Raw genomic sequence first — 22,359 nt, 5'->3', positions numbered from 1 at the left:
TTATGGATCAACTGCAGATTAAAGATTTGGAAATTTTTGCCTATCATGGTCTCTTTCCTAGTGAGAAGGAATTGGGGCAGAAGTTTGTTATTTCCGCAAGCTTATCCTATGATATGACCAAGGCGGCGACAGACTTGGATTTAACAGCATCTGTCCATTACGGAGAATTGTGTCAGCAGTGGACGACTTGGTTTCAGGAAACCACTGAGGACTTGATTGAAACGGTAGCTTACAAACTAGTTGAACGTACCTTTGAGACCTATCCTCTTGTCCAAGAGATTGAGTTGGAACTAAAAAAACCGTGGGCGCCAGTGCATTTACCGTTAGATACCTGCTCGGTGACCATTCACCGTCGTAAGCAGCGGGCCTTTATCGCTCTAGGAAGTAATATGGGAGACAAGAAAGCGAACTTGGAACAAGCTATTGATAAACTGCGGACTCGAGGTATCCATATTCTCAAAGAGTCCAGTGTCTTGGCGACGGAGCCTTGGGGTGGTGTGGAACAAGATAGCTTTGCCAATCAGGTGATTGAAGTAGAAACATGGCTTCCAGCATCAGTCTTATTAGAGACCTTGTTAGCAATTGAGTCCGAGATGGGACGGGTTCGAGAGGTGCATTGGGGACCGCGTTTGATTGATTTGGACCTGCTTTTTGTGGAGGATCAGGTCATTTATACAGACGACCTCATCTTGCCTCATCCTTATATAGCAGAGCGCCTCTTTGTTCTTGAACCGTTAGTGGAAATAGCTCCCCATTTTATCCATCCAATCCTAAAGCAACCAATTCGATACTTGGTTGACCAGTTGGAGCAAGGAAATGCCTAAGCTTTCTGAGACCTATAGCAAATGGAAGAGTATCGGGGAGGGACTACTTGCTATTGTTTTAGGGCTTCTCTTGATTCGTTTTGGACAAGTTATTCCGCGAATGGGGTATCAGTTGCTGATGGGCTACTTTTCCTTGTCAGCAGTTTGGCACTTGTTGACTCGCTGGTTTCAGGATAAAAAACGTCGGGAAAACATTTTTGTAACCTTGGCCAAGCTGGTGGTTGCGGCTCTGGTGTTTGACTCTATCATCTTGCAAGACCTTGCCCTCTATCTCCTGGTTTTTATCATTGCGAGCTACCAGCTGTTTACGGGCATCATTAGTCTTGTGACTTGGTCTCTCTATCGAAAAAATGCTATTCATCCTCGGCTCCATCATCTCTTCGATGCTGTATGGATGATAGGATTTGGGCTTTATAGCATCTCTCCTTTTCACGATGCAGCGAATTTTGAATTGCTCTTGCTTGGGTTTTACTTGCTCATGTTAGGGGCTAGTAGCCTTCGGGATGGTTTCTTTTTTGAAAAGATAGAAAACAATCCCAAGCTGAAACGACGAATGCGAATGACCTTGCCGATCTTTGTGACAGCTCTGATTCCTATCAGTACCTTGCGCAAACTAAATGAGTGGCTGGCAAATCATGAAAGTCAAGAAGGGGAAGTTCATTCAGAAAGAAAAAATGACCAGACGGTTGATCTGGAAATTTTTGTCCATACATCAGAAACCTCCTTCTTCCTCGCCATGGGACATGTGGATATTTGTTATCAAGGGAAGGTTATTTCCTATGGTTCGTATGATCCCCACTCGGAGCGTTTATTCGGCATGGTTGGAGACGGTGTTTTATTTAAGGCCAATCGGGAAAAATACATTGAACTCTGTAAGAGGGAAAGTCAGAAGACCTTATTTGCTTATGGTCTGAGTTTGACGGACCAACAGAAAGCAGCCATCCAAGCTCGTCTAGCAGAGATAGAAGACTTGTTAATTCCTTGGGAACCAAGTTCGCAGTTGATGAAAAGAAGAGAGGGAGAGGTCAAGCATACCTACTCCTACCAACTGAAAGAGGAAGCGGATGCGATGCTTTATAAATTCAGCTCATCCGAGTTTAAGACCTACTTTGTTCTCAGTACCAATTGTGTTTTGCTGGCAGACTATATCGTAGGAAAAGCTGGGACAGATATATTGAGTCCCCAGGGATTCATTGTGCCAGGGACTTATCAGGATTACCTTGACTTAGAGTATACAAAACCCAATGGTCTAGTAGTTAGCCGCTCCATTTATTAGAAAAAGAAAACTCTAGTTCCTCAGCAGTTTACGCCGAGAAGCTAGAGTTTTTAAAATAAGTCATTTTCTTCTGGAAGGAGGATGGTTTCTCTGCCGTCCATATCTAAAACAAGGACCCTAGGAGGATAAAGCGGATCGAAAGGATGATTGAAGTCAAAATCGATGCTAGTCGGAAGGTGCTGACTCGAGAAATGGAAGGTGATGGTCCCCCTATTGTTAAGCAGTTGAAACTCAAGTTCTTCTTCTAATTCAAAGACATTTTTCAGGAAATGATCGATAATATACCATAAAGAGTCAATGACATCGTCAGGCAGGCTGGTCACGACGCCAAAACTAGCGGAACGTCTCTGTGTATTTGTAAAAGCCATGTTTTCCTCCCCCTTTTATTTTTTCTTATCATACAGCAAAATATCTCAAAAATCAAGAAATCGTACTTGCTTTTTCAAAATGGGAATAAACTGTGAAATTTTTTCAAAGTTTCTCTAAAAAATACTTGAAAGTGTTTACAATAAGTGATAAAATGGAGTAAGTAGATGCGTGAAAGCGAAATTTTCATTATAGAAAGGAAACGGAATGAACACAGATGATACAGTAACGATTTATGACGTCGCCCGTGAAGCAGGAGTTTCGATGGCAACAGTTAGCCGTGTCGTTAATGGCAACAAGAATGTTAAAGAGAACACTCGAAAAAAAGTCCTAGAAGTGATTGATCGCTTGGACTATCGTCCAAATGCGGTAGCCCGTGGTTTAGCTAGCAAGAAAACAACGACAGTCGGAGTTGTGATTCCGAACATTACCAATGGTTATTTCTCAACACTTGCTAAGGGAATTGACGACATTGCTGAAATGTACAAGTATAACATTGTCCTAGCAAATAGTGATGAGGATGATGAAAAGGAAGTTTCAGTGGTTAACACTCTCTTTTCAAAACAAGTCGATGGGATTATCTTTATGGGCTATCACTTGACTGAAAAGATTCGTTCAGAGTTTTCTCGTTCACGGACACCGGTTGTTCTTGCTGGTACTGTGGATGTAGAACATCAACTTCCAAGTGTCAATATCGACTACAAACAAGCAACGATTGATGCTGTGAGCTATCTTCTCAAAGAAAATGAGAAAATTGCTTTTGTGAGTGGACCACTCGTCGATGATATCAATGGCAAGGTTCGTTTGATCGGTTACAAGGAAGCCTTGAAAAAAGCTGGACATTCTTATAGCGAGGGTTTGGTCTTTGAATCAAAATACAACTATGACGATGGCTATGTCTTGGCAGAACGCTTGATTTCATCACAAGCTACAGCCGCAGTTGTAACAGGTGATGAATTGGCAGCGGGTGTGTTGAATGGTTTGGCTGACCATGGTGTATCTGTGCCAGAAGAGTTTGAAATCATCACGACAGATGACTCTCAGATTGCACGATTCACTCGTCCAAACTTGACGACTATTGCCCAACCTCTTTATGACTTAGGTGCTATCAGCATGCGTATGTTGACTAAGATTATGCATAAGGAAGAGTTGGAAGAACGTGAAGTTCTCCTACCTCATGGTTTGACAGAACGTCGCTCTACACGAAAACGTAAATAGAAAAAATCAGGGAATCGTGAAGATTTCCTGATTTTGCGTTCTAGAGAAGAGGATTAGCCTTCCATATAGTCTTTTAAGGCCTGTCCTTTTAGTCCAGCATTAAGGGCAATTAATAATTTGAGGCGCGCTTTTTGAGCGTTGAGTTCTTTGACAAAGAAAACACCAGCTCGTTGCAACTGTACCCCTCCACCTTGGTAGGCGTAGACAGGTTCAGCAATACCATTAAAACAACGTGAGACCAAGGCGACTGGGATTCCTTTTTGCAGGAGATTTTCCAACTTTTGAGCTGTTTCTTTGGGAATATTGCCTGCTCCAAAGGCCTGAATGACTAAGCCATCCAGTTGTTCCAAGTCCAACATATCGATCAGCTCGTCTGTCATACCTGCATAGGCTGAGATGATGGGAACTAGACCTTGAATATGTTCGAGATCAAACCGGACGCGAGGTTCAGCCGTTTTGAAGTAGAGGATTTCTTGCTTCATGGTGAGACCAAGCGGTCCATGTGTTGGAGTTTGAAAGGTGCTGACGTTGGTCGTATGAGTTTTAGTAACATACTTGGCTGCGTGGATTTCATCGTTCATGACGACCAGTACACCCTTGTCTGCTGCTTTATCATCGCTGGCAACTCTCAGAGCGCTCAGATAGTTATATACACCGTCGCTACCAAGTTCATTAGAACTACGCATGGCCCCTGTTAGAACGATGGGGATGGGCGGAATTTTCATGGTATCAAGGAAGTAAGCTGTTTCTTCTAAGGTATCTGTACCATGTGTGATGACAACTCCATCGTAGTTATCAGCGTCCTCTTTAATCTTATGATAGAGTGCAAGCATATGCTTGGGTTTGATATGAGGGCTTGGCAGATTAAAAAAGTCTAGGGCATGAACCTCAATCCCTTCAAGTGGATTGGAAACATGGTTCATGGGATTGTCCTGACTAGTTACAACGGCACCAGTGGCGTCTGCTTGCATGGAAATGGTCCCACCTGTATGTAAAACAAGGATTTTCTTAGGCATGATTTAGTCACTCTTTCTGAAATGTGGTATAATCATTGTAACACAAAAGGGGAGAATGGGATAGGATGGAAGTCAAGGCTGTTTTTTTTGATATCGATGGAACGTTAGTCAACGATCGCAAGAGCGTTTTGAAATCCACTAAGGACGCGATTAAGATTGTCAAAGAGCAAGGAGTGCTTGTTGGAGTAGCGACAGGACGAGGGCCGTTTTTTGTCAAGGAATTGATGGAAGACTTGGACTTGGATTTTGCGGTGACCTACAATGGCCAATACATTTTTAATAAAGAAAAGGTACTCTTTGCAAGTCCGATTGCTAAGTCAAGCCTGCGTCAACTGATTGCTTATGCTAAAAAGGAGCGTAAAGAAATCGCTCTTGGAACCGAGCATGCCGTTGTTGGTTCGAAAATTATGTCATTTGGTCTCGGCTCCTTTTCTCAACTGGTTAGTCGTTTTATTCCGACTGTTCTGACAAGAACCGTTAGCCGTTCCTTTAATCGGATGGTCAGTAAGGCAGTTCCTCAAAAAGAAGACGACCTACTTAACTTGATTAACCAACCCATTTATCAAGTTTTGATGCTGATGACGCCAGAGGAATCTGAGAAAGCTGCAAGTGATTTTGAAGATTTGAAATTGACTCGAAGCAATTCTTTTGCCGCAGATATCATTAGCCAAGGAAATTCTAAACTAGAAGGCATTCGCCGAGTTGGGAAAGAATATGGCTTTGCTCTCAACCAAGTCATGGCCTTTGGTGATTCAGATAACGACCTGGAAATGTTAGCAGGTGTCGGTATGTCAGTCGCTATGGGAAATGGCAGTAGCAGTGCCAAAGAGGTTGCCAAGCATATTACAGCAAGCAATCAACAAGATGGCATACACAAGGCGCTTGAGCACTTTGGCGTTTTAGCTTCAGAAAAAGTGTTTGTCAGTCGGGACTACCACTTTAATAAAGTCAAGACCTTCCACCACATGATGGATGAACGAACTCAAGAAGAGCCACAGGCATGGGATGCTGAAGGTGCAACCCACCGCGCAGATTTTAAAATTGAAGAATTAGTAGAGTTTGTCCGCGCGGCAAGTTCTTCGGAGGAAGAATTCCAAAACTCCCTTGCAAGCATGCATGAGGCACTTGATAAGGCAGCAGAGAAAGTGGCGAAAAAGACGCCTGCTAAGCAAAATCTGGTCGGTCAAGTGGATGCTTTGATCGACACACTGTATTTTACATACGGTAGTTTTGTTTTGATGGGAGTGGATCCAGAACGCATTTTTGATATTGTTCATGAAGCAAATATGGGAAAGGTCTTCCCTGATGGAAAAGCTCATTTTGACCCGGTTACGCACAAAATTTTAAAACCAGATGACTGGGAAGAAAAATATGCTCCAGAACCTGCCATTAAACAGGAGCTACAACGTCAGCTCAAGGCTTATGAGCGACATAAAGAAAGAAATAGAAATAATAAGTAACAAAAAGGAGCTCTAGACTCCTTTTTTAATAATTATAATGTTTTTTCACTTTCTCTCACGACCAGCAAATCAACTTTTGCATGGCGGAGAATATATTCAGATGAAGAACCGACTAAGAGGCGTTCAAAGGCATTGAGACCTGTAGCACCAACTAAAATCAAGTCAACGTTTTCTGCGTCCGGAATCGTCCGAGCGAGGAGAGTTTTGGGATTTCCCATTTCGATGACGATGTGGATATCCGTTAAACCAGCATCTTTTGCACGCTTTTCATACTCTTTCATCATACTTTCAGCATCGGCTTGGAGTTCTTCGTAAACTTCAGCATCAAAGGTAGATACGCTTTGAAGAGCGCGTGTGTCAATAACATGGACAATGGTGAGCTTGGATTCATTGCGTAGAGCAGTGTAAACACCTTTGACGAAAGCCAAGTCCGCTTCTTTAGAACCATCAATTGCGACCATAACATTTTGGTAACGTTGTGCCATAATGAAACCTCCTGAAATTTTCTTACTTTTATTGTAACCCTTTTCACTAAAGAAGTAAAGTAAAAATCATATTTTAAACCATATTGTTGGTCATAGACTTAGTGCGTATATAGAAATAAAAGAAAAGAGAATTGGTGAGGGTTCTCTTTGTCAATGTTTTTTCTTTTGCTTCCTTGTTTATGGAAGCTTGTCGTAGCGACTTTCTAGTGGTATAATGTTACTATCCTGACGAATTGAGGAAAAAAGATGAAAGAATTTAACAAATCTAGCAAGCTAGAGCATGTTGCTTATGATATCCGTGGTCCTGTTTTAGAAGAAGCCATGCGTATGCGAGCAAATGGAGAAAAGATTTTACGCCTGAATACAGGGAATCCAGCAGAATTTGGCTTTACAGCGCCAGATGAGGTCATTCATGATTTGATTATGAATGCGCGTGATAGCGAAGGGTACTCTGATTCTAAAGGGATTTTCTCAGCCCGTAAGGCTATCATGCAGTATTGCCAACTGAAGAAATTCCCAAATGTGGATATTGATGATATCTACCTTGGAAATGGTGTCAGTGAACTGATTGTCATGTCCATGCAGGGGCTTCTGGACAATGGAGATGAGGTCTTGGTGCCCATGCCGGACTATCCTCTCTGGACAGCCGCTGTCAGCCTAGCTGGAGGAAATGCCGTCCACTATATCTGTGATGAGGCTGCAGAATGGTATCCTGATATTGACGATATCAAGTCAAAAATCACTTCAAATACCAAGGCTATTATTCTCATCAATCCAAATAATCCGACAGGAGCCCTTTATCCCAAGGAACTCTTGTTAGAGATTATCGAGATTGCCCGTCAAAACGACTTGATTATCTTTGCGGATGAAATTTACGACCGCATGGTCATGGACGGTCATGAGCATGTCTCAGTAGCTAGCCTGGCTCCAGATGTCTTCTGTGTCAGCATGAATGGTCTGTCAAAATCTCACCGTATCGCTGGCTTCCGTATAGGATGGATGGTCTTATCAGGACCTAAGACACATGTCAAGGGCTATATTGAAGGTCTTAATATGCTGTCCAATATGCGTCTTTGCTCTAACGTTTTGGCCCAGCAAGTCGTACAAACCTCGCTAGGTGGGCACCAGTCGGTGGACGAATTGCTCCTTCCTGGTGGACGGATCTACGAGCAAAGAAACTTCATTTACAATGCCATTCAAGATATTCCTGGTTTATCTGTTGTTAAACCCAAAGCCGGACTTTATATCTTCCCTAAAATTGACCGCGATATGTATCGCATTGATGATGATGAACAGTTTGTCCTCAATTTCTTGAAGCAAGAGAAGGTTCTCTTGGTTCATGGTCGCGGTTTTAACTGGCAAGAACCAGACCATTTCCGTATCGTTTACCTCCCTCGTGTGGATGAATTAGCACAAATCCAAGAAAAGATGACTCGTTTCTTGAAACAGTATCGTAGATAGGGCTTACATGAGAAAAAGCTGGAAACATTTGCCTAGAGCTATTGACAAAAGTATCAGAATCAGATAGAATAGTAAAGTATGTTTAGTAACTGATCACTTTATAGCCGGCTAAACGAATACAAAATCTATGAGGAGGTATTCATCGTGAAACGTACTTATCAACCAAGTAAAATTCGTCGTGCGCGCAAACACGGATTCCGTAACCGTATGTCAACTAAAAACGGTCGTCGCGTATTGGCAGCTCGTCGTCGTAAAGGACGCAAAGTTTTGGCTGCATAATCCAAACAAATTCAGCAAAGAAGTCAGTAGGAACTCGAGTCTACTGGCTTTTGTTTTGCTCAACAAGTATAGATAGTGAAAGATTCATACATTTCAGTATGAGTTTTGTGTCATGGAATAAGTCTCTGATCTATAAGAAAATTTGAGAAGTTCAGATAAAAAAGCTCAAAATCAAAAACAAATGATTTTGAGCTTTTATTTATTCTTTTAAGTGATAAGAGTAGCTAGCGACAACGACGTCTTCGTGCCATCTGAGAGCGTATTTTAGTTTGAGGCTCATTTGATTGTGCAGGATATTTTGCCAAGGCTTGTTAGGGATGAACTGTGGGACAAGGACTGTAACGGTATAGTTTTTTTGCTTAGCTTCTTGGGCGATTCGTTTGACATACTTAACGCTAGGGGTGATGATGTCGCGGTAGCTGGTATTGATATTCTTCAGAGTGATATTTGGGAAGTAATCGGCAAATTCCTGAAGAATTTCTTGGTCTTTTTCCACCGTTTCTTTAGTAGAAATGTGCATGGCCAACACTTCGTCACCGATACTTTGAGCGTAGTTGATGGCTCCGACACTTACTCGAGTGACATTTCCTACTAGGACAAGGACAAGGTTACCGTCATAAGTGCGTTTTTCAATTCCTTCGTAGAGTCGTAGTTGTTTTGCCACTTTTTGGTAATGGTTGTGAATGGACAAAAAGAGGAAGGTTAAGACTAGGATAATTGGGAAGAATGGCCAGATATCACCCAGTCTGAAGAGGAGTAAAATGAGGACAATGGCATAACAAATGATGGCCCCAAGGATATTAGCGAAGGCAGATTTTAAGAAGTTTACTCCTTTTTCCTTTTTCCAATGGCGAATCATCCCAGTCTGAGAAAGGGCAAAGGGAACGAAGACCCCGATAGTATAAAGAGGAATCAAGCGTTCAGTATTCCCATTAAAAATGAGAAGAAGGATCATAGCCCCAAAGGCCAGAGTTAAGATACCGTTGGAGTAGCCAAGGCGATCCCCTTTTTCCATAAAGAGATGAGGCATGTACTTGTTTTTGGCCATATTGTAGGACAGCATAGGGAAGGCTGAAAAGCCAGTATTTGCAGCTACAGCTAGAATTAAGGCTGTCGAGAACTGGAAGAGATAGTAGCTAGCATGACCAAAGAATGAATCACCAAGAATGCCCTTGGCCATTTGCGAGAGGATGGTTTCTCCGTGTTGAGGCGTGATACCCATCCAGTAGTTTAGGAAGGTAATGCCTGCAAAAAGAAATCCTAAAATCAGCGACATGATGGTCAAAGTCTGAGCAGCATTCTTTTCTTTCGGAGTTTTAAAAAATGGTACCGCATTTGAAATAGCTTCAACCCCTGTCAGAGAGGCAGAGCCACTGGTAAAGGCTCTCAATAGGAGAACGATGGAAAGGCTCGGAACAGTTTGTCCAATGGTTGAAGTCGCCTGATAGTTTAGGGACCCTGTAAATAGTTGAAAGAATCCATAAAGCAAGAGAAAGACGGTACTGAAGATAAAGAGGTAGACGGGAATCATCAGAGAGCTGGCAGATTCTTTCAAGCCTCTTAAATTCAAGAGCATGAGCAGGCAGACCAGGAAAATAGAGATATGAAGATTATAGGGATGGAGGGCAGGTATGGCTGCAGTAATAGCATCAGCTCCAGAAGCAACGGATACGGCTACTGTCAGCATATAGTCAACAAGGAGGCTGCCCCCTGCAATCAAGCCTAGTTCAGGGGAGAGGTTTTCCCGAGTGACCATATAAGCCCCACCACCTTGAGGATAGGCATGAATGATTTGACGATAGGAAATGGTCAAACTAGCGAGGAGTAAGAGGACAAAAATACCGATAGGGAGGCTCCACCAAATGGCGAGAGGAGAGAGGCTAACTAAAACGAGAATGACTTGTTCGGGTCCATAGGCAATAGAAGACAGGGCATCACTGGATAACATTGCAAGTGCCTGCATTTTTCCAAGTAATCCCCCTTCGCCGTCTGTGAGAGACTTGAGTGGTCGACCGATAAAGGTATATTTTAATTTTCTAAACATTTTCTTTTCCTTTGATGAAAATTTCAATAAGTGTTATTATACTGCTTTGAAAAAGGGCAGTCAAGGGAGAATGACTGGTTTTTGGATATTTTTCCAAGCCGAGGGATGCTATTTTTGGTATAATAGATGGAAGAATGAGGTTAGAAGAGATGATTTTTGATACGCATATCTAGAGTGTTTGGAGTACAGTTTAAGGACTCTTGACATTATTAAGGTATAAATTAACCATAAAACTAACCAAAGGAAAGTTAAAGTAGCATAACGAAGAGGGAGATAAATCTCTCTTTTTATTTCACTATAATATTTGTAGATACTTGAAAACTTACTTTGCATAGAGTAAAATAATAATAGTTGGTTTTAATTTGAAGGGGAATTATATGTTGAAGTATGGTGAAGATTATCCAGATGCTTGTCCGCCATCTGAAGCAAAAGAGATGGAAGGTTCGTTTTATAGATTATGTAATAGTGAGGTTCCTGAAAAAGATGACTTTAAAACCCACGTAGATTTAGGTTTGAATTTTCCGCCCCCAAAATTATGTGAGGCCAAAGCTTTATCGTTTTTTGCATCAGAGCAAGCAATTGAAGAACTAAAAAAACGTTATCCTAAATTTAAAGATAAAGTTGCTGTGTTGATAAATATTTTACCTAGTCATGGTGTGGGACTGTTAGAAGGAGAACATTTAAATTTGTGGGAGTTTCAGGATGTGAATTTTCTTGATGCTCAGGAAGGAGGTATAGAAAATGAGTAGTATTTTGGATTTTGAATCAGTAGAATATCTTTATATTTTTGATTACTATGATATTCCATTGTCATTTATTACTAAGAAGATCGATGATAAATATTATTTTGTATATGCAATTGATTTTGATACATTTTTTGTAAAACCTCTTTCTATTAAGAATTTGAAAACTCTATTTTCTGATATTTCTACGAATACACTTCTTCAAGAGTTTTATTTAGAAGATGACTTTTCCATTCTAAAAAGAGAAAATAATAATAACTTTGTTAAATATGGTGTTAAAATTTTCGAATTAGAGAATAACATTAATGCGAGTGAGTATTTCCCTGAGGACGATTCAAAATTTGAGCGGGATTTGATTAGTGGAAAAAGTTTTAATATGCTATGTAGTGAATATGCCACAACATTTTCAGATATTTTAAATAATAAACAACTGACAATAAAGCTAGTTGATTCTTATAATTCACACTCAGCAGATTTAGATGTCGTTGCTAAAGCGATAAATTTGATGGAAAATTTTATAGAGGGATCAAAAGTATTTTTAAGGGAACATAATATATTTACTAATGGGAAACTTGTACTAACACCATTTACCCCCGGTTCATTCAATATAAATTTTGAAATAGTTCGTCCGGAAGAGGTTACTCTTTTTGAGGATGAATTTGAACTTTATTTTGATGACTTTATTGTTTTTACAGAATCTATAAATTACAAAGAGGCGTCGGATGTCTACTCAGATGTAATTTTTGAGAATAATAAAATAGTAAAATCTTTCGTTGAATTTTATAATGTCATAAAAGAAAACGGCCTTACTGTAACTTTGGAAAAGGACAAGAAAAAGTTATCCACTATTATTGTTAATGAACAAAGTGATAAATTTATTCAAGACTTAAATTCTCTAGTTCAAAAGCAAGATGATGCGGAAGTGTTTTCAGAAGAATTCGATTTTGAAGGAATAGTATCTAGTGCATCCAATGCTCGAAATAATGTCTCTATAAAAACTTTATCTGGAATAGTAAAGGCAAAGTTTTCTAGTGAATTATTTAGGGAAATTAAAAGAATGGATAGAACCATTTCGGTGTCAAGTGAAATACGAGGACGGTGGATAAAGCAAACTTTTTTGGATGAAAATAGAAATGTAATCTCTGAAAAATATGAAATTTTAAATTTTAATCAGAATAGTTAGAATCTATAAAGTAAAAAAGCTAACCAAAGGAAAGCTAAAGTAGCATACAAAAAGAGGAATTCATTGAGAGTTCCTCTTTTAATCTATATTTTTGACAATTTCATTGAACAAAGAAATTATTTTTAATTTTTTTGTGTGAGATAAATCTGAGATGTTATCAATCAATGTAGTTATAGGGACGTAATTATTTGAGAGTGGAAAATTAAAGAAGTCTTCTACGGTCAGTCCTAAAGCAGTAAGCACTTTTTCAAGTGTGTGTATTTTAAAATCATATTTCATATTCTCAATGTTTTGTATTGCTTTAACACCTAGTCCGGCTTGATTGGATAATTGTTCTTGGCTGAGATTCTGTTCTTTTCTACATTCTCTTATACGTTCTGCTATGTATTTTTGTAATTGATTAGCTTCCATCTGTAATTTCCTCTTTTGTACTATTCTACTATCCTTTATATGATTTTTTAAGTACAGTTAACTGTCCGAAATATCAATATAGTATAGCGAACGATACAATTTTGTGTTAAAATGGATGAAAAACAATACAATAGGAGTAGTGATATGACAGAAGAAATAGCTGTGTATAAATTACAAGAATGGGGCATGGGAAATGGTGAGAAGAAATATTCTCAGTTAGGTAGCTTAGAAGCTCATTATTATTTTGCAAAAAATAATGGTGGAAAAGTTTTATTTACGACAAAAGACTTGTACCAGAGAAATGTTAGTTATTTGTTACTAACATTACCAAATGGAGAATACGGATTTCTTTCTAAAATTATTGAAAAAGGAATCTATCCTAAACTTCCAGAAGACCCCTCGTATATGGTTCCCACAGAGTGGAAAAATATAAATGAAACAATAGAAAAACAGTCCAATTTTAAATGGATTGCCTTAGAAGTTGTTTCAAATATTATTGAAAATATTGAGAATATACCTGAAATGCCTAGTCCTCAGTATATGTCAAAAGATGAATTTAAAAAATATATAAATAACAAAGATAATTAAGAGCCAAACACTGATTTTGTTTAAACAATAGAAAAAGTACGGAGAAGAGATATTATGAACAAGAAAAAAATTGGAAAAGAAAAAAAAGAAAATCAGAATGATAAGAAAACTAAAAAATTTAGTCTAGTGAAAGTTATATTACTTACGATTGTTATATTGGGAATCTTTGCTGCTGCAGGTATAAGTATATCTAATTATTTTTCTGAAAATTCATCAAGTGATAATTTATTTGATAAGAAGTGGGGTTCAGTAGGGCTTAAAACTAGTGTTTGGGAATTTTCAGGTTCAGAAAAATTAAAAATTGATTATATGCTAAAAAATAATGAAGTATTTAATTATGATGTAACTATTCATGATTCATATTCTGATTTTAAAAATATCACAAAAACTAAACTTTCGGAAGAAGATATCGTCAAATCATTTAAGGAAAATTTCGAGATATTAAAAAATAGCGATATCAAAAAAGAAGATTTGAAGTTTATTTCATTACTTGATAATAAAGACCAAGAACGTTACGGAAGAATCCTGTATAAGATAGATCAACATAAGATGGTATATCTTGATATAATTGGTGAGAATACATCTGTACCATATGAGTTAGTGCCATTAGTAAACACAAAAATTAGCGGAACTTATCGTGTTACGAAGGTTTATGGAACTAAAGGATCTGTGGAAGAAGATCAAAAAAATATAGATAGATTACCTAATATTAAATTTTCAAGTGATAGAATTATTTTAGGAGATAAGGTGATTTATTTAACTTCATATGAGTCATTTACTAATACTGTTAAGAATTTGAAAACAAAAGAACAAATTATCGCAATCATGGAAAGTAGAGGATATAAGATAAAGGATACAGAAAAAATATATGTTGATTTAGATAGAGTGCAATTCTATATCCCGGTTGAAAATGGTAAGAAAGTATTCATAGGATTTTTGAAGAATGATACCTCAAATGAAGAAAATAACGCAGTAATGGAACTAGAAAAAGTAGAACTAAAAGAATAATTGAATAAAAAAATAAATAGAATATAGATTTGGCTCTAAAAAATGCATAGCAGTTATACGATTTTGTATAACTGCTATTTTTTTATACATCTGACTGTTTTTATCTAAAATGACTACTAAGTTTTTTCCACTGACGGTAGCGTGAGAAGACAAACTCTGTATGGTTGGTAAATCCCCAGGAGGTACCAACATATGGTAGATTTAACAAAAGTAGAACAACGTAGAGAAGAAGCAATTAAAAAAGCTGTATTATCTGGTGATTGGGCTAAGGTAGATAACTTATTAAACCAGTCCTATGAGAATTCATGTAGAAAAGATCGATCTTATGGTCTTTGTAGTTTAGATAGTAGATCAGGTGACACAGGTTCTTTATTAGATACGATAGCAGATTATAATGACCCATTGTCTTTCTTAATAAAAAAAGAAGAAATTGCTATTATAAACGATGCTATTGAGAGATTGTTGAGTGATAGAGACAAAAAAATCTTGTTTGGAGTTGTTTTTGAGAATAAATCATTCTCGCATCTTGCAAAGGAAGTTAGACTTACTGACAAAACTGTAAAAAGACACTATGAGCGTATTGTAGAGATTCTACGAAAAGAATTAAAAAATTTATAATCTCCTCCGAATTCTGTTGAAATTTCTCCTAATAGATAAGGAGGTGTAAGTTTAAACGTTGTTATCTGTAATCGTCACAGTGTTTATTTGCTTAAAAGTAGACGATTTACTTTTAAGTTTAGAAAGAAGGTATTGAATTATGGCACTTAAGAACTTAACTTATTTTACAGAGTTTAATACGTCACTTTTCCTTTCTCGCAAAGAACTACGTTTTGTGTCCGCAACAAGGTGGATAGAAAAAAGTGAAACTGGTTCGGAAACGGAGAAAGGTGTAAAAGTTTGCGTGCTGGTCTTTGCGGATGAAAGTGACTATCCCAACGAAAAAAATAATACTGGGGAGCAGCTCACTGTAAAAGTTCCACTTGCAACGATGAAGGATTATGATACGTTTCAACCAATGCTGACATCTGTAGAAATTGTAGACATTGAGAAAGCAATTGTATACGGAGAATATCGTAACCAACTTAGTTTGACTGCAAAAGTCATTGAAGTTGTCGCACTTTAAAGGAGGCAAATATGCCATCGATTATCGAAGAATTACCTATGAAGATTTTTGAAGGTGCTAAGGAAGTTTATCATCTTTGTAGTAGAAAACTTCAGGAGTACCAGAGGAAAGTCCAGATAGAAGAAAAGCAAAAAAACTGGAATAGATTTCTAGATTCTACGCAAAATGTATTGGTAGAATTAGTGAAAGAAAATATTCAGGAAAATCAGTTTGTGTATAAACTAGTTCCAATTTACGAAGCTCAGGAAGTTGTTCAAGCCGATGGAAGCAAGTCAGTCCAGAGAGTGCACGTAGCAGATGAAAGGGTTCCCATATGTACAATGGATAACCATGGGATTCGAGAATTTGGAGCTAGGTGTGTGGTTTTTCGGTTTCAAATTTTTGGAGAGATAGATTTAGACGTTTTATTAAGAATAAAAGATACTTGGATCTTTTATTTGCACAAATATGCTCTTCATGGTCTCGCTGATCTATATGTAAAGGATGGGTTGCGCTATCTAGTATTCATCATATGTAATGAATCAGATAGACGAACGCTTAAAGGGGCGTTGTTCAAATTGAAACATCCGTGGTCTTAGATGGTTAAATTCTTTATGCCGTGAAAGTTGTTGATACTAGGCTAAGATAGATTAGACTGGTTGGGGCGGTGCGGTCGAACTTTGTTCGCCGTGCCGACACAATCAGTTTTATAATCTTAGGGTCCCTATTGTCAATAAATCATGGAATAAATCTGAATTTAATCATCGATAGTGCGACGCCTTAACTTGATAAGCGTCAAACAAAAGCACAAAAGAATATTTATATAGGTAAAAATATGAAGCGAATAGAACATGGTAAGATAGTAAAAAGTTACGTGTATGGTCATACGATCGAAATGACAACCGCTAACGGTCAACAAGAACAAACTATCAAAGTGATAGAAGGTAAGCGTTATGTAAATCTTGATACTGGAGAAATTCATGATATGGATACTTCAAACAACAGTAGGTTTGATAATCTTAAGTCAACAAAGCAAACCATGAAGAAGTTACGGCGAATAATAGCCCATAATTTTACTGGCGGAAAAAATCAGCTCTGGATTACGTTGACTTATCGCGAACACGTCATAAATCCTGAGGTGGTTTATAAGGATTTTAAAGCGTTTATACGTCGTATTCGTCATAGTTTCGGTCATGTAGAATATATTGCTGTTATTGAGCCACAAGCTAGTGGAAGGTGGCATTTGCATGTGTTATTAAAGAACGATTCCGAACTAACAATTCCTAACAATGACCTTGCTAAGATGTGGGTGAAAGGTTTCACAAAGACCAAAAGGCTACGGAGAGCTGATAAGGTTGGGAATTATTTGATTGCTTATTTATCTAATTTGCAGATAGGTGATGAGGGTTCAGAAAACAAAGCAATTATAAAAGGTGCTCGCCTACATATGTATCCCAAGGGTATCAGAATTTATCGAACTAGCAGAGGAATTGAAAAGCCTTTGGAAATTACAACAACAAAGGGTGAGCTTATGGAAACTTATAAAATTAACAATCCTCCGACATTTTCACGTACGACAAAACATGAAACTCCTCATGGTGTAAAAGAATATACTACGGAGTTTTACGATAATATAAAAAGCCTGTCAGATACTTTTAGCGGAGCAACTGACAAGCTAAGTAGGTAATAAAAGAAAATGTCTTTTACCAACCCTATTATATCAAATAGGAGAATTTTATGGAAAATATATATAAAAGCAAGAGAGGAATTACGGAATTATTTGATGTTCCGTTAAAAACCTTAAACAATGATCTAACAGAAATGCGGAGAAATGAAAAATTCCAAGGATACATTTTGAAGCCTTCTCATAAGAGAGTATATATAAACGTTGAAGGTTATAAGGAATTTTTGCTGTATAAACAAAATAAATATGAGGAAGCTATGTAGTTATGTTATAATTAAGCTATGCTACATAGCTTTCCTTTGCTTCAAAAGTACAAGGAGAAGAAATGTTTTTTAAAAAATTGGATAATGGGAAATACCGTTATTATGAGAAATTCTATCATGAACGAGAGGAAAAGTGGAAACAAGTTTCTGTGACTCTAAAATCAAAATCTAGAGTTTCTCAAGCAGAAGCAAAACGTCGCTTAGCGCTAAAAATTGAAAAACTTCTAACAGCCCCTACAAAAGAGGAAGTTGAAAAGAAACAGCTAGGAGAAATGGTTTTTAGTCAGCTATTAGAAGAATGGAAAACGATTCGTTCCAGTGAGATAAAATCCTCTAGTTATAGAAGTGAGATGAAAAGTTTAGAACTTTTCATGGAAACAGTAGGAAATTTGAGAATATCAGATTATACTACTCAGATAGTTCAAACATATCTAATGAATTTGAATGTTCAAAATTCAACAAGAAAAAATCGGAAGATATATTTGAATGGTCTCTTTAATTATGCTGTAAAGGTCGGATATATTTCTGATTCTCCAGTTAAAGGGGTGGTAATTCCAAAGCAGAAAGCGGACTATGAGAAGTTGCAAAAAGCTAAGGATAATTTCATTAGTAGAGAGGAACTAGGACAGGTTTTATCGTATTGTGAAAGTCACAATAAAGATAAGCGTTATGCTTTGGCAATGGAATTTATCTTTTTAACTGGTCTTCGTTTCGCAGAGTTTATAGGGGTTCGCTATCAAGATGTAAACTTCAAAGCAAATCTTTTAACAATTGATCATACAATAGATTATGTTGCTCATAGATATGATGAGAGAATCTTACAGACAACGAAAACAGTAGGTTCTGTTAGAACGATAGTACTAAGTGAACGTTGCTTGGATATTATCGAGTACTTTCGTAGGAACTGTTTTGATGAGGAGTTCATTTTTGTGACTGAGCAAGGTAACATTATGAGGCAGCCTTTGTTATATAGATTTATCAAAAATATTTGTGAAGTAGTGTTAGGTGGGGACAGATCCTATAATATTCACATGCTTAGACATTCTCATATTAGTTTGTTGGCTGAAATAGGGATACCCATAAAGGCTATTATGGAGCGAGTTGGACATAGAGATGAATCTATCACTTTAAGGATCTATAGTCATGTAACAAAAAATATACAGGATGAATTGAGAGAGAAACTTAATCAAATTCATCTGTAGATGCTAACCATAGAACTAACCAAGTACTAACCAAAGTGAATAGAAACTAGAGGAAATATAGGGAAGTATAGAAGAAAGAAATTCTTTTATTCTGGTAGTTAAGGAATATTGAGGAAAGAGAGGGAAATATAGTATGGATATTTTTGATACGCACACACATTTAAATGTAGAAGAATTTGCAGGACGCGAGGCAGAAGAACTCGCCTTGGCTGCTGAGATGGATGTGACACAGATGAATATTGTTGGTTTTGATAAGCTAACCATTGAACGAGCCCTAGAGTTAGCAGATGAGTATGAGCAGCTCTACGCAACTATTGGCTGGCATCCGACGGAGGCAGGGACTTACACAGATGAGGTCGAAGCTTACTTGCTTGAAAAGCTAAAACATCACAAGGTTGTTGCTTTAGGTGAGATTGGTCTGGACTACCATTGGATGACAGCACCTAAGGAAGTACAGGAGCAGGTTTTTCGTCGTCAGATTCAGCTGTCTAAGGATTTGAACTTGCCTTTTGTGGTCCACACTCGTGATGCGCTAGAAGATACTTATGAGATTATCAAGAGTGAGGGCGTTGGTCCTCGTGGTGGCATCATGCATTCATTTTCAGGCTCTCTCGAGTGGGCTGAGAAGTTTGTCGAGCTTGGCATGACTATTTCTTTCTCAGGTGTGGTGACCTTTAAAAAAGCGACGGATGTCCAAGAAGCTGCTAGAGAGCTTCCTTTAGACAAGATTTTGGTAGAGACGGATGCGCCCTACCTAGCTCCTGTTCCTAAACGTGGCCGTGAAAACAAAACAGCCTATACTCGCTATGTGGTAGATTTTATCGCGGATTTGCGTGGGATGACGACTGAGGAGTTAGCCGCAGTAACAACTGCAAATGCAGAGCGTATCTTTGGATTGGACAGCAAGTGATGAAAGAAAAAATTTCCCAAGTCATCGTGGTCGAAGGTCGCGATGATACGGCCAATCTCAAACGTTACTTTGACGTAGAGACCTATGAGACACGAGGATCGGCAATCAATGATCAAGATATAGAGCGAATTCAACGCCTGCATGAACTGCATGGGGTCATTGTCTTTACAGATCCTGACTTTAACGGTGAGCGCATTCGTCGCATGATTATGACGGCCCTTCCGACAGTTCAGCATGCTTTTCTCAAGCGAGATGAGGCTATTCCCAAATCCAAGTCCAAGGGACGTTCTCTGGGAATTGAACACGCCAGCTATGAAGATTTAAAAACAGCGCTGGCTCAAGTGACAGAGCAATTTGAAAACGAGAACGAGTTTGACATCAGTCGTGGTGACTTGATTCGCCTAGGTTTCTTAGCGGGAGAAGACAGTCGTAGGCGCAGAGAGTATCTAGGCGAACAGCTCCGCATCGGCTATTCCAATGGCAAGCAACTCCTTAAGCGCTTAGAGTTGTTTGGCGTAACCTTGGCAGAAGTGGAAGAAGTTATGACAAAATATTCAGTTTAAAGGAGTAAAAAATGAAAAAAGTAATTATTACCGGTGGTAACAGTGGTATCGGTTATCAAGCTGCAAGGCAGTTAGCTGAGAAAGGGTGGTCAGTGACCCTATTTTGTAGGCGGCAAGAGGCTGCCGAGCAAGCTTGTGAGGAAATTCGTCAGCAGACAAGAAATCCACATGTAGATTATATCTTGGCTGATTTATCTGATATGAAGAGTGTCAGGAAAGCAGCGGAACAGTATATTCAAAAAGAAGACGTTCTAGACGTTCTAATTAACAATGCAGCTGACTTTGATTTATCAGTCAAAAAGCCCATCCTGACTAAGGATGGATTAGAAAAACAATTTGCGACCAATGTTGTTGCGCCCTTCCTGCTTTCTTTCCTGTTGAAAGGTTTGTTGGAAAAGTCAGAGAGTGGACGGATTATTAATATTTCTTCCCAGGGGCTAGTGCTTTATCCCTTCATGAAACTTGATTTTGAAAATTTAGCTGGTCAAAAACATTACAGTCCTGCTAAGACTTATTATCAGAATAAATTAGCCTTGTTGATGCTGTCGCTTTATATGCGGAAACATTGGAAAGATATTAAAATTCAAGCAATTCGTGTGACCAATGTCAAAGTAGATATGCGCCGCTATAATCACCTCAGCGCTTTTATGAAAAATCTTTATAAAATCAAGTCAAGATTTTCGATTAGTCCTGAAGAAATGGCGAAAGTCTACACAGCCTTATCTACAGAAGACGGATATGACGGTTTTTTGTATGACGAGAAATGCAGGGAAGTAAAAGCAAATAGATCTGCTTACGAAGAAGAAGAGCAGAAAAAACTCTATGCCTTACTTGAGCAATTGACTTTTTCAAACGATGAATGATAAAGATTTTAAAAAATAGAACAGATCTTACAAGTTGTTTCAATAGTGAGTGAAAATACCGTATATGGAGTTGTTTGATGTGTTCCTAATGAAAATGGAAGAAGCCAGGATAAGTTAAGGGATGTTAAATAGTTCCTCGTATATATGACGATGTATTATAGTTGATTTATTTCTAGGGCTATTTATTCTGATAGCGTTCAAATAGAAACTTATAAGGAAAGAGTGAAATGAAAATCCGAGTTGATAGAGAGTCTGTATGTATTGGGGATGATGTTTTTTCTCATCAGATGGACCTTGATATCCCGGAGAATATGACAGTTGAGGGGCTTTGTAGTTTTCTTCAAAAGGACAGATATCTGCCTGGATTGGATACGGAATGGCTTCTTCGACATGGTGGAAAGACAATAACAAGTTATAATACGGAAACAAAAGAACTGACGAATCCAAATGTTTGTTTAAAAGACCTGATTCATCAGGGCTCTAGAGGAAATGATTTTGTTTGGATATATCGTCGTTCATATTAGAAAAGAGAATAGATGAGAATTGCAGATTATAGCGTGACCAAGGCAGTGCTGGAGCGTCACGGTTTTACCTTTAAAAAGTCCTTCGGGCAAAATTTCCTGACGGATACCAATATTCTTCAAAAAATTGTCGATACGGCTGAAATTGATGACCAGGTCAATGTTATCGAAATTGGGCCAGGTATTGGTGCCTTGACAGAGTTTTTGGCTGAGCGTGCAGCTCAAGTCATGGCCTTTGAGATTGACCACCGTTTGGTGCCAATTTTAGCAGATACTTTACGTGATTTTGACAATGTAACAGTAGTCAACGAGGACATTCTAAAAGTTGACCTAGCTCAGCATATCCAGAATTTCAAAAATCCAGACCTGCCGATTAAGGTAGTTGCCAACTTGCCCTACTATATCACAACGCCTATTCTCATGCACTTGATCGAGAGTGGGATTCCTTTTAGTGAGTTTGTGGTCATGATGCAAAAAGAAGTGGCGGATCGCATCTCAGCACAGCCAAATACCAAGGCTTACGGTAGTTTGTCGATTGCTGTGCAGTATTATATGACAGCTAAGGTTGCCTTCATCGTGCCTCGTACAGTCTTTGTGCCAGCGCCAAATGTGGACTCGGCTATCTTGAAAATGGTACGCCGCCCAGAACCTGCTGTAGCAGTAGAAGATGAACAGTTCTTCTTTAAGGTATCCAAGGCTAGTTTCACTCATCGTCGCAAGACCTTGTGGAACAACTTAACAGGCTACTTTGGCAAGACCGAAGAAGTCAAGGATAAGCTGACCAAGGCTTTGGACCAAGCAGGCTTGTCACCAAGTGTGCGTGGGGAAGCACTAAGCTTGGAAGAATTTGCTAGCCTAGCAGATGCGCTTAAAGGACAAGGACTCTAAG

At 38.5% G+C, this 22,359-nt stretch carries 26 protein-coding genes; 21 read left to right on the top strand and 5 right to left on the bottom strand.

Annotated elements, in window-relative coordinates:
- Positions 1 to 2 precede the first annotated feature (2 nt).
- Together folK and MK396_RS09155 are read left to right on the top strand one after the other, a co-directional pair.
- Positions 3 to 824, top strand: coding sequence for a 2-amino-4-hydroxy-6-hydroxymethyldihydropteridine diphosphokinase (folK, locus tag MK396_RS09160; protein ID WP_268724353.1), 822 nt, complete (start codon positions 3 to 5; stop codon positions 822 to 824).
- Complete coding sequence (locus tag MK396_RS09155; protein WP_268724352.1) at positions 817 to 2,100, top strand: DUF308 domain-containing protein; 1,284 nt, start codon at positions 817 to 819, stop codon at positions 2,098 to 2,100. Before folK ends, MK396_RS09155 begins: the two co-directional genes overlap by 8 nt.
- Positions 2,101 to 2,150: 50 nt before the next feature.
- On the opposite strand, the gene MK396_RS09150 is transcribed toward MK396_RS09155, so the two are convergent.
- Entirely contained in the window at positions 2,151 to 2,468 is a 318-nt protein-coding gene (locus tag MK396_RS09150; RefSeq protein ID WP_268724351.1) for a DUF960 domain-containing protein, read from the bottom strand.
- 205 nt (positions 2,469 to 2,673) lie between these two features.
- Here MK396_RS09150 and ccpA point away from each other — a divergent pair, with 205 nt between their 5' ends.
- Positions 2,674 to 3,684 carry a catabolite control protein A gene (gene ccpA / locus MK396_RS09145; RefSeq protein WP_213988845.1) on the top strand — a complete coding sequence of 337 codons (1,011 nt, stop codon included), beginning with the start codon at positions 2,674 to 2,676 and terminating at the stop codon, positions 3,682 to 3,684.
- 53 nt (positions 3,685 to 3,737) lie between these two features.
- Here the strand turns inward: ccpA and MK396_RS09140 are convergent, their stop codons facing one another.
- Positions 3,738 to 4,700 (bottom strand): asparaginase, encoded by a 963-nt coding sequence (locus tag MK396_RS09140; RefSeq protein ID WP_268724350.1) that lies wholly within the window; start codon positions 4,698 to 4,700, stop codon positions 3,738 to 3,740.
- A 65-nt stretch (positions 4,701 to 4,765) separates the two neighbouring features.
- Between MK396_RS09140 and MK396_RS09135 the strand changes: the two genes are divergently transcribed.
- Complete coding sequence (locus MK396_RS09135; RefSeq protein ID WP_268724349.1) at positions 4,766 to 6,160, top strand: Cof-type HAD-IIB family hydrolase; 1,395 nt, start codon at positions 4,766 to 4,768, stop codon at positions 6,158 to 6,160.
- 32 nt (positions 6,161 to 6,192) lie between these two features.
- Here the strand turns inward: MK396_RS09135 and MK396_RS09130 are convergent, their stop codons facing one another.
- A complete protein-coding gene (locus tag MK396_RS09130) occupies positions 6,193 to 6,645 on the bottom strand; it encodes a universal stress protein (protein WP_000079164.1) in 453 nt (150 codons plus the stop codon).
- A gap of 246 nt (positions 6,646 to 6,891) precedes the next feature.
- On the opposite strand from MK396_RS09130, the gene MK396_RS09125 reads away from it, so the two are divergent.
- Positions 6,892 to 8,106: a pyridoxal phosphate-dependent aminotransferase gene (locus tag MK396_RS09125; RefSeq protein ID WP_268724348.1), complete on the top strand. Its 1,215-nt coding sequence runs from the start codon at positions 6,892 to 6,894 to the stop codon at positions 8,104 to 8,106.
- Positions 8,107 to 8,250: 144 nt separating this feature from the next.
- On the top strand, positions 8,251 to 8,385 hold the full coding sequence (rpmH, locus tag MK396_RS09120; protein ID WP_000831902.1) for a 50S ribosomal protein L34: 135 nt from the start codon (positions 8,251 to 8,253) through the stop codon (positions 8,383 to 8,385).
- 199 nt (positions 8,386 to 8,584) lie between these two features.
- Here the strand turns inward: rpmH and MK396_RS09115 are convergent, their stop codons facing one another.
- The gene (locus MK396_RS09115) at positions 8,585 to 10,429 is read right to left on the bottom strand and encodes an APC family permease (RefSeq protein WP_268724347.1); all 1,845 of its coding nucleotides are present in this window, start codon (positions 10,427 to 10,429) and stop codon (positions 8,585 to 8,587) included.
- Positions 10,430 to 10,806: 377 nt separating this feature from the next.
- On the opposite strand from MK396_RS09115, the gene MK396_RS09110 reads away from it, so the two are divergent.
- Together MK396_RS09110 and MK396_RS09105 are read left to right on the top strand one after the other, a co-directional pair.
- A complete protein-coding gene (locus tag MK396_RS09110; protein ID WP_070480161.1) occupies positions 10,807 to 11,178 on the top strand; it encodes a hypothetical protein in 372 nt (123 codons plus the stop codon).
- Positions 11,171 to 12,355: a hypothetical protein gene (locus MK396_RS09105; protein WP_070480162.1), complete on the top strand. Its 1,185-nt coding sequence runs from the start codon at positions 11,171 to 11,173 to the stop codon at positions 12,353 to 12,355. The genes MK396_RS09110 and MK396_RS09105 overlap by 8 nt, the downstream gene beginning before the upstream one ends.
- 78 nt (positions 12,356 to 12,433) lie before the next feature.
- Here MK396_RS09105 and MK396_RS09100 read toward each other — a convergent pair whose 3' ends face one another.
- A complete protein-coding gene (locus MK396_RS09100; protein ID WP_070480163.1) occupies positions 12,434 to 12,766 on the bottom strand; it encodes a helix-turn-helix domain-containing protein in 333 nt (110 codons plus the stop codon).
- Between the two features lie 144 nt (positions 12,767 to 12,910).
- Between MK396_RS09100 and MK396_RS09095 the strand changes: the two genes are divergently transcribed.
- The 13 genes from MK396_RS09095 (at position 12,911) to rsmA (ending at position 22,358) form a co-directional block, all read left to right on the top strand.
- Positions 12,911 to 13,354 carry a hypothetical protein gene (locus tag MK396_RS09095; RefSeq protein ID WP_268724346.1) on the top strand — a complete coding sequence of 148 codons (444 nt, stop codon included), beginning with the start codon at positions 12,911 to 12,913 and terminating at the stop codon, positions 13,352 to 13,354.
- 54 nt (positions 13,355 to 13,408) lie between these two features.
- Positions 13,409 to 14,362, top strand: a complete 954-nt coding sequence (locus MK396_RS09090) for a hypothetical protein (protein WP_070567722.1) — start codon at positions 13,409 to 13,411, stop codon at positions 14,360 to 14,362.
- Positions 14,363 to 14,554: 192 nt separating this feature from the next.
- Positions 14,555 to 14,980 carry a sigma-70 family RNA polymerase sigma factor gene (locus MK396_RS09085; RefSeq protein WP_070567724.1) on the top strand — a complete coding sequence of 142 codons (426 nt, stop codon included), beginning with the start codon at positions 14,555 to 14,557 and terminating at the stop codon, positions 14,978 to 14,980.
- A gap of 139 nt (positions 14,981 to 15,119) precedes the next feature.
- The gene (locus tag MK396_RS09080; RefSeq protein WP_070567726.1) at positions 15,120 to 15,485 is read left to right on the top strand and encodes a hypothetical protein; all 366 of its coding nucleotides are present in this window, start codon (positions 15,120 to 15,122) and stop codon (positions 15,483 to 15,485) included.
- A gap of 11 nt (positions 15,486 to 15,496) precedes the next feature.
- Entirely contained in the window at positions 15,497 to 16,063 is a 567-nt protein-coding gene (locus MK396_RS09075) for a hypothetical protein (RefSeq protein ID WP_070567728.1), read from the top strand.
- Between the two features lie 236 nt (positions 16,064 to 16,299).
- Positions 16,300 to 17,151, top strand: coding sequence for a rolling circle replication-associated protein (locus MK396_RS09070; RefSeq protein ID WP_070567730.1), 852 nt, complete (start codon positions 16,300 to 16,302; stop codon positions 17,149 to 17,151).
- Between the two features lie 50 nt (positions 17,152 to 17,201).
- Positions 17,202 to 17,411, top strand: a complete 210-nt coding sequence (locus MK396_RS09065) for a DNA-binding protein (protein WP_070567732.1) — start codon at positions 17,202 to 17,204, stop codon at positions 17,409 to 17,411.
- A gap of 62 nt (positions 17,412 to 17,473) precedes the next feature.
- Positions 17,474 to 18,613, top strand: coding sequence for a tyrosine-type recombinase/integrase (locus tag MK396_RS09060; RefSeq protein WP_070567734.1), 1,140 nt, complete (start codon positions 17,474 to 17,476; stop codon positions 18,611 to 18,613).
- A gap of 133 nt (positions 18,614 to 18,746) precedes the next feature.
- Complete coding sequence (locus tag MK396_RS09055) at positions 18,747 to 19,523, top strand: TatD family hydrolase (RefSeq protein WP_268724345.1); 777 nt, start codon at positions 18,747 to 18,749, stop codon at positions 19,521 to 19,523.
- The gene (rnmV, locus tag MK396_RS09050; RefSeq protein ID WP_268724344.1) at positions 19,523 to 20,086 is read left to right on the top strand and encodes a ribonuclease M5; all 564 of its coding nucleotides are present in this window, start codon (positions 19,523 to 19,525) and stop codon (positions 20,084 to 20,086) included. Before MK396_RS09055 ends, rnmV begins: the two co-directional genes overlap by 1 nt.
- An 11-nt stretch (positions 20,087 to 20,097) precedes the next feature.
- Positions 20,098 to 20,949: an SDR family NAD(P)-dependent oxidoreductase gene (locus MK396_RS09045; RefSeq protein WP_268724343.1), complete on the top strand. Its 852-nt coding sequence runs from the start codon at positions 20,098 to 20,100 to the stop codon at positions 20,947 to 20,949.
- 227 nt (positions 20,950 to 21,176) lie between these two features.
- Positions 21,177 to 21,473 (top strand): hypothetical protein, encoded by a 297-nt coding sequence (locus tag MK396_RS09040; protein WP_268724342.1) that lies wholly within the window; start codon positions 21,177 to 21,179, stop codon positions 21,471 to 21,473.
- Positions 21,474 to 21,485: 12 nt separating this feature from the next.
- Positions 21,486 to 22,358: a 16S rRNA (adenine(1518)-N(6)/adenine(1519)-N(6))-dimethyltransferase RsmA gene (gene rsmA / locus MK396_RS09035; protein WP_268724341.1), complete on the top strand. Its 873-nt coding sequence runs from the start codon at positions 21,486 to 21,488 to the stop codon at positions 22,356 to 22,358.
- The last annotated feature ends 1 nt before the right edge of the window (position 22,359 follow it).

Origin of the sequence: Streptococcus oralis (genome assembly GCF_026782235.1) — a bacterium.
Lineage (GTDB): Bacteria > Bacillota > Bacilli > Lactobacillales > Streptococcaceae > Streptococcus > Streptococcus oralis_CC.
This window is presented reverse-complemented; position numbering and strand designations above follow the sequence as displayed.

Excerpts from the sequence above, each read along its gene's own strand:
- MK396_RS09075 (WP_070567728.1), top strand. The coding sequence starts at position 15,497 with ATGCCATCGATTATCGAAGAATTACCTATGAAGATTTTTGAAGGTGCT.
- rsmA (WP_268724341.1), top strand. The coding sequence starts at position 21,486 with ATGAGAATTGCAGATTATAGCGTGACCAAGGCAGTGCTGGAGCGTCAC.
- MK396_RS09100 (WP_070480163.1), bottom strand. The coding sequence starts at position 12,766 with ATGGAAGCTAATCAATTACAAAAATACATAGCAGAACGTATAAGAGAA.
- MK396_RS09155 (WP_268724352.1), top strand. The coding sequence starts at position 817 with ATGCCTAAGCTTTCTGAGACCTATAGCAAATGGAAGAGTATCGGGGAG.
- MK396_RS09065 (WP_070567732.1), top strand. The coding sequence starts at position 17,202 with ATGGAAAATATATATAAAAGCAAGAGAGGAATTACGGAATTATTTGAT.
- folK (WP_268724353.1), top strand. The coding sequence starts at position 3 with ATGGATCAACTGCAGATTAAAGATTTGGAAATTTTTGCCTATCATGGT.
- ccpA (WP_213988845.1), top strand. The coding sequence starts at position 2,674 with ATGAACACAGATGATACAGTAACGATTTATGACGTCGCCCGTGAAGCA.
- MK396_RS09130 (WP_000079164.1), bottom strand. The coding sequence starts at position 6,645 with ATGGCACAACGTTACCAAAATGTTATGGTCGCAATTGATGGTTCTAAA.
- MK396_RS09085 (WP_070567724.1), top strand. The coding sequence starts at position 14,555 with ATGGTAGATTTAACAAAAGTAGAACAACGTAGAGAAGAAGCAATTAAA.
- MK396_RS09055 (WP_268724345.1), top strand. The coding sequence starts at position 18,747 with ATGGATATTTTTGATACGCACACACATTTAAATGTAGAAGAATTTGCA.
- MK396_RS09045 (WP_268724343.1), top strand. The coding sequence starts at position 20,098 with ATGAAAAAAGTAATTATTACCGGTGGTAACAGTGGTATCGGTTATCAA.
- MK396_RS09040 (WP_268724342.1), top strand. The coding sequence starts at position 21,177 with ATGAAAATCCGAGTTGATAGAGAGTCTGTATGTATTGGGGATGATGTT.
- MK396_RS09135 (WP_268724349.1), top strand. The coding sequence starts at position 4,766 with ATGGAAGTCAAGGCTGTTTTTTTTGATATCGATGGAACGTTAGTCAAC.
- MK396_RS09110 (WP_070480161.1), top strand. The coding sequence starts at position 10,807 with ATGTTGAAGTATGGTGAAGATTATCCAGATGCTTGTCCGCCATCTGAA.
- MK396_RS09060 (WP_070567734.1), top strand. The coding sequence starts at position 17,474 with ATGTTTTTTAAAAAATTGGATAATGGGAAATACCGTTATTATGAGAAA.
- rnmV (WP_268724344.1), top strand. The coding sequence starts at position 19,523 with ATGAAAGAAAAAATTTCCCAAGTCATCGTGGTCGAAGGTCGCGATGAT.
- MK396_RS09140 (WP_268724350.1), bottom strand. The coding sequence starts at position 4,700 with ATGCCTAAGAAAATCCTTGTTTTACATACAGGTGGGACCATTTCCATG.
- MK396_RS09125 (WP_268724348.1), top strand. The coding sequence starts at position 6,892 with ATGAAAGAATTTAACAAATCTAGCAAGCTAGAGCATGTTGCTTATGAT.
- MK396_RS09070 (WP_070567730.1), top strand. The coding sequence starts at position 16,300 with ATGAAGCGAATAGAACATGGTAAGATAGTAAAAAGTTACGTGTATGGT.
- MK396_RS09090 (WP_070567722.1), top strand. The coding sequence starts at position 13,409 with ATGAACAAGAAAAAAATTGGAAAAGAAAAAAAAGAAAATCAGAATGAT.
- MK396_RS09080 (WP_070567726.1), top strand. The coding sequence starts at position 15,120 with ATGGCACTTAAGAACTTAACTTATTTTACAGAGTTTAATACGTCACTT.
- MK396_RS09105 (WP_070480162.1), top strand. The coding sequence starts at position 11,171 with ATGAGTAGTATTTTGGATTTTGAATCAGTAGAATATCTTTATATTTTT.
- MK396_RS09095 (WP_268724346.1), top strand. The coding sequence starts at position 12,911 with ATGACAGAAGAAATAGCTGTGTATAAATTACAAGAATGGGGCATGGGA.
- MK396_RS09115 (WP_268724347.1), bottom strand. The coding sequence starts at position 10,429 with ATGTTTAGAAAATTAAAATATACCTTTATCGGTCGACCACTCAAGTCT.
- MK396_RS09150 (WP_268724351.1), bottom strand. The coding sequence starts at position 2,468 with ATGGCTTTTACAAATACACAGAGACGTTCCGCTAGTTTTGGCGTCGTG.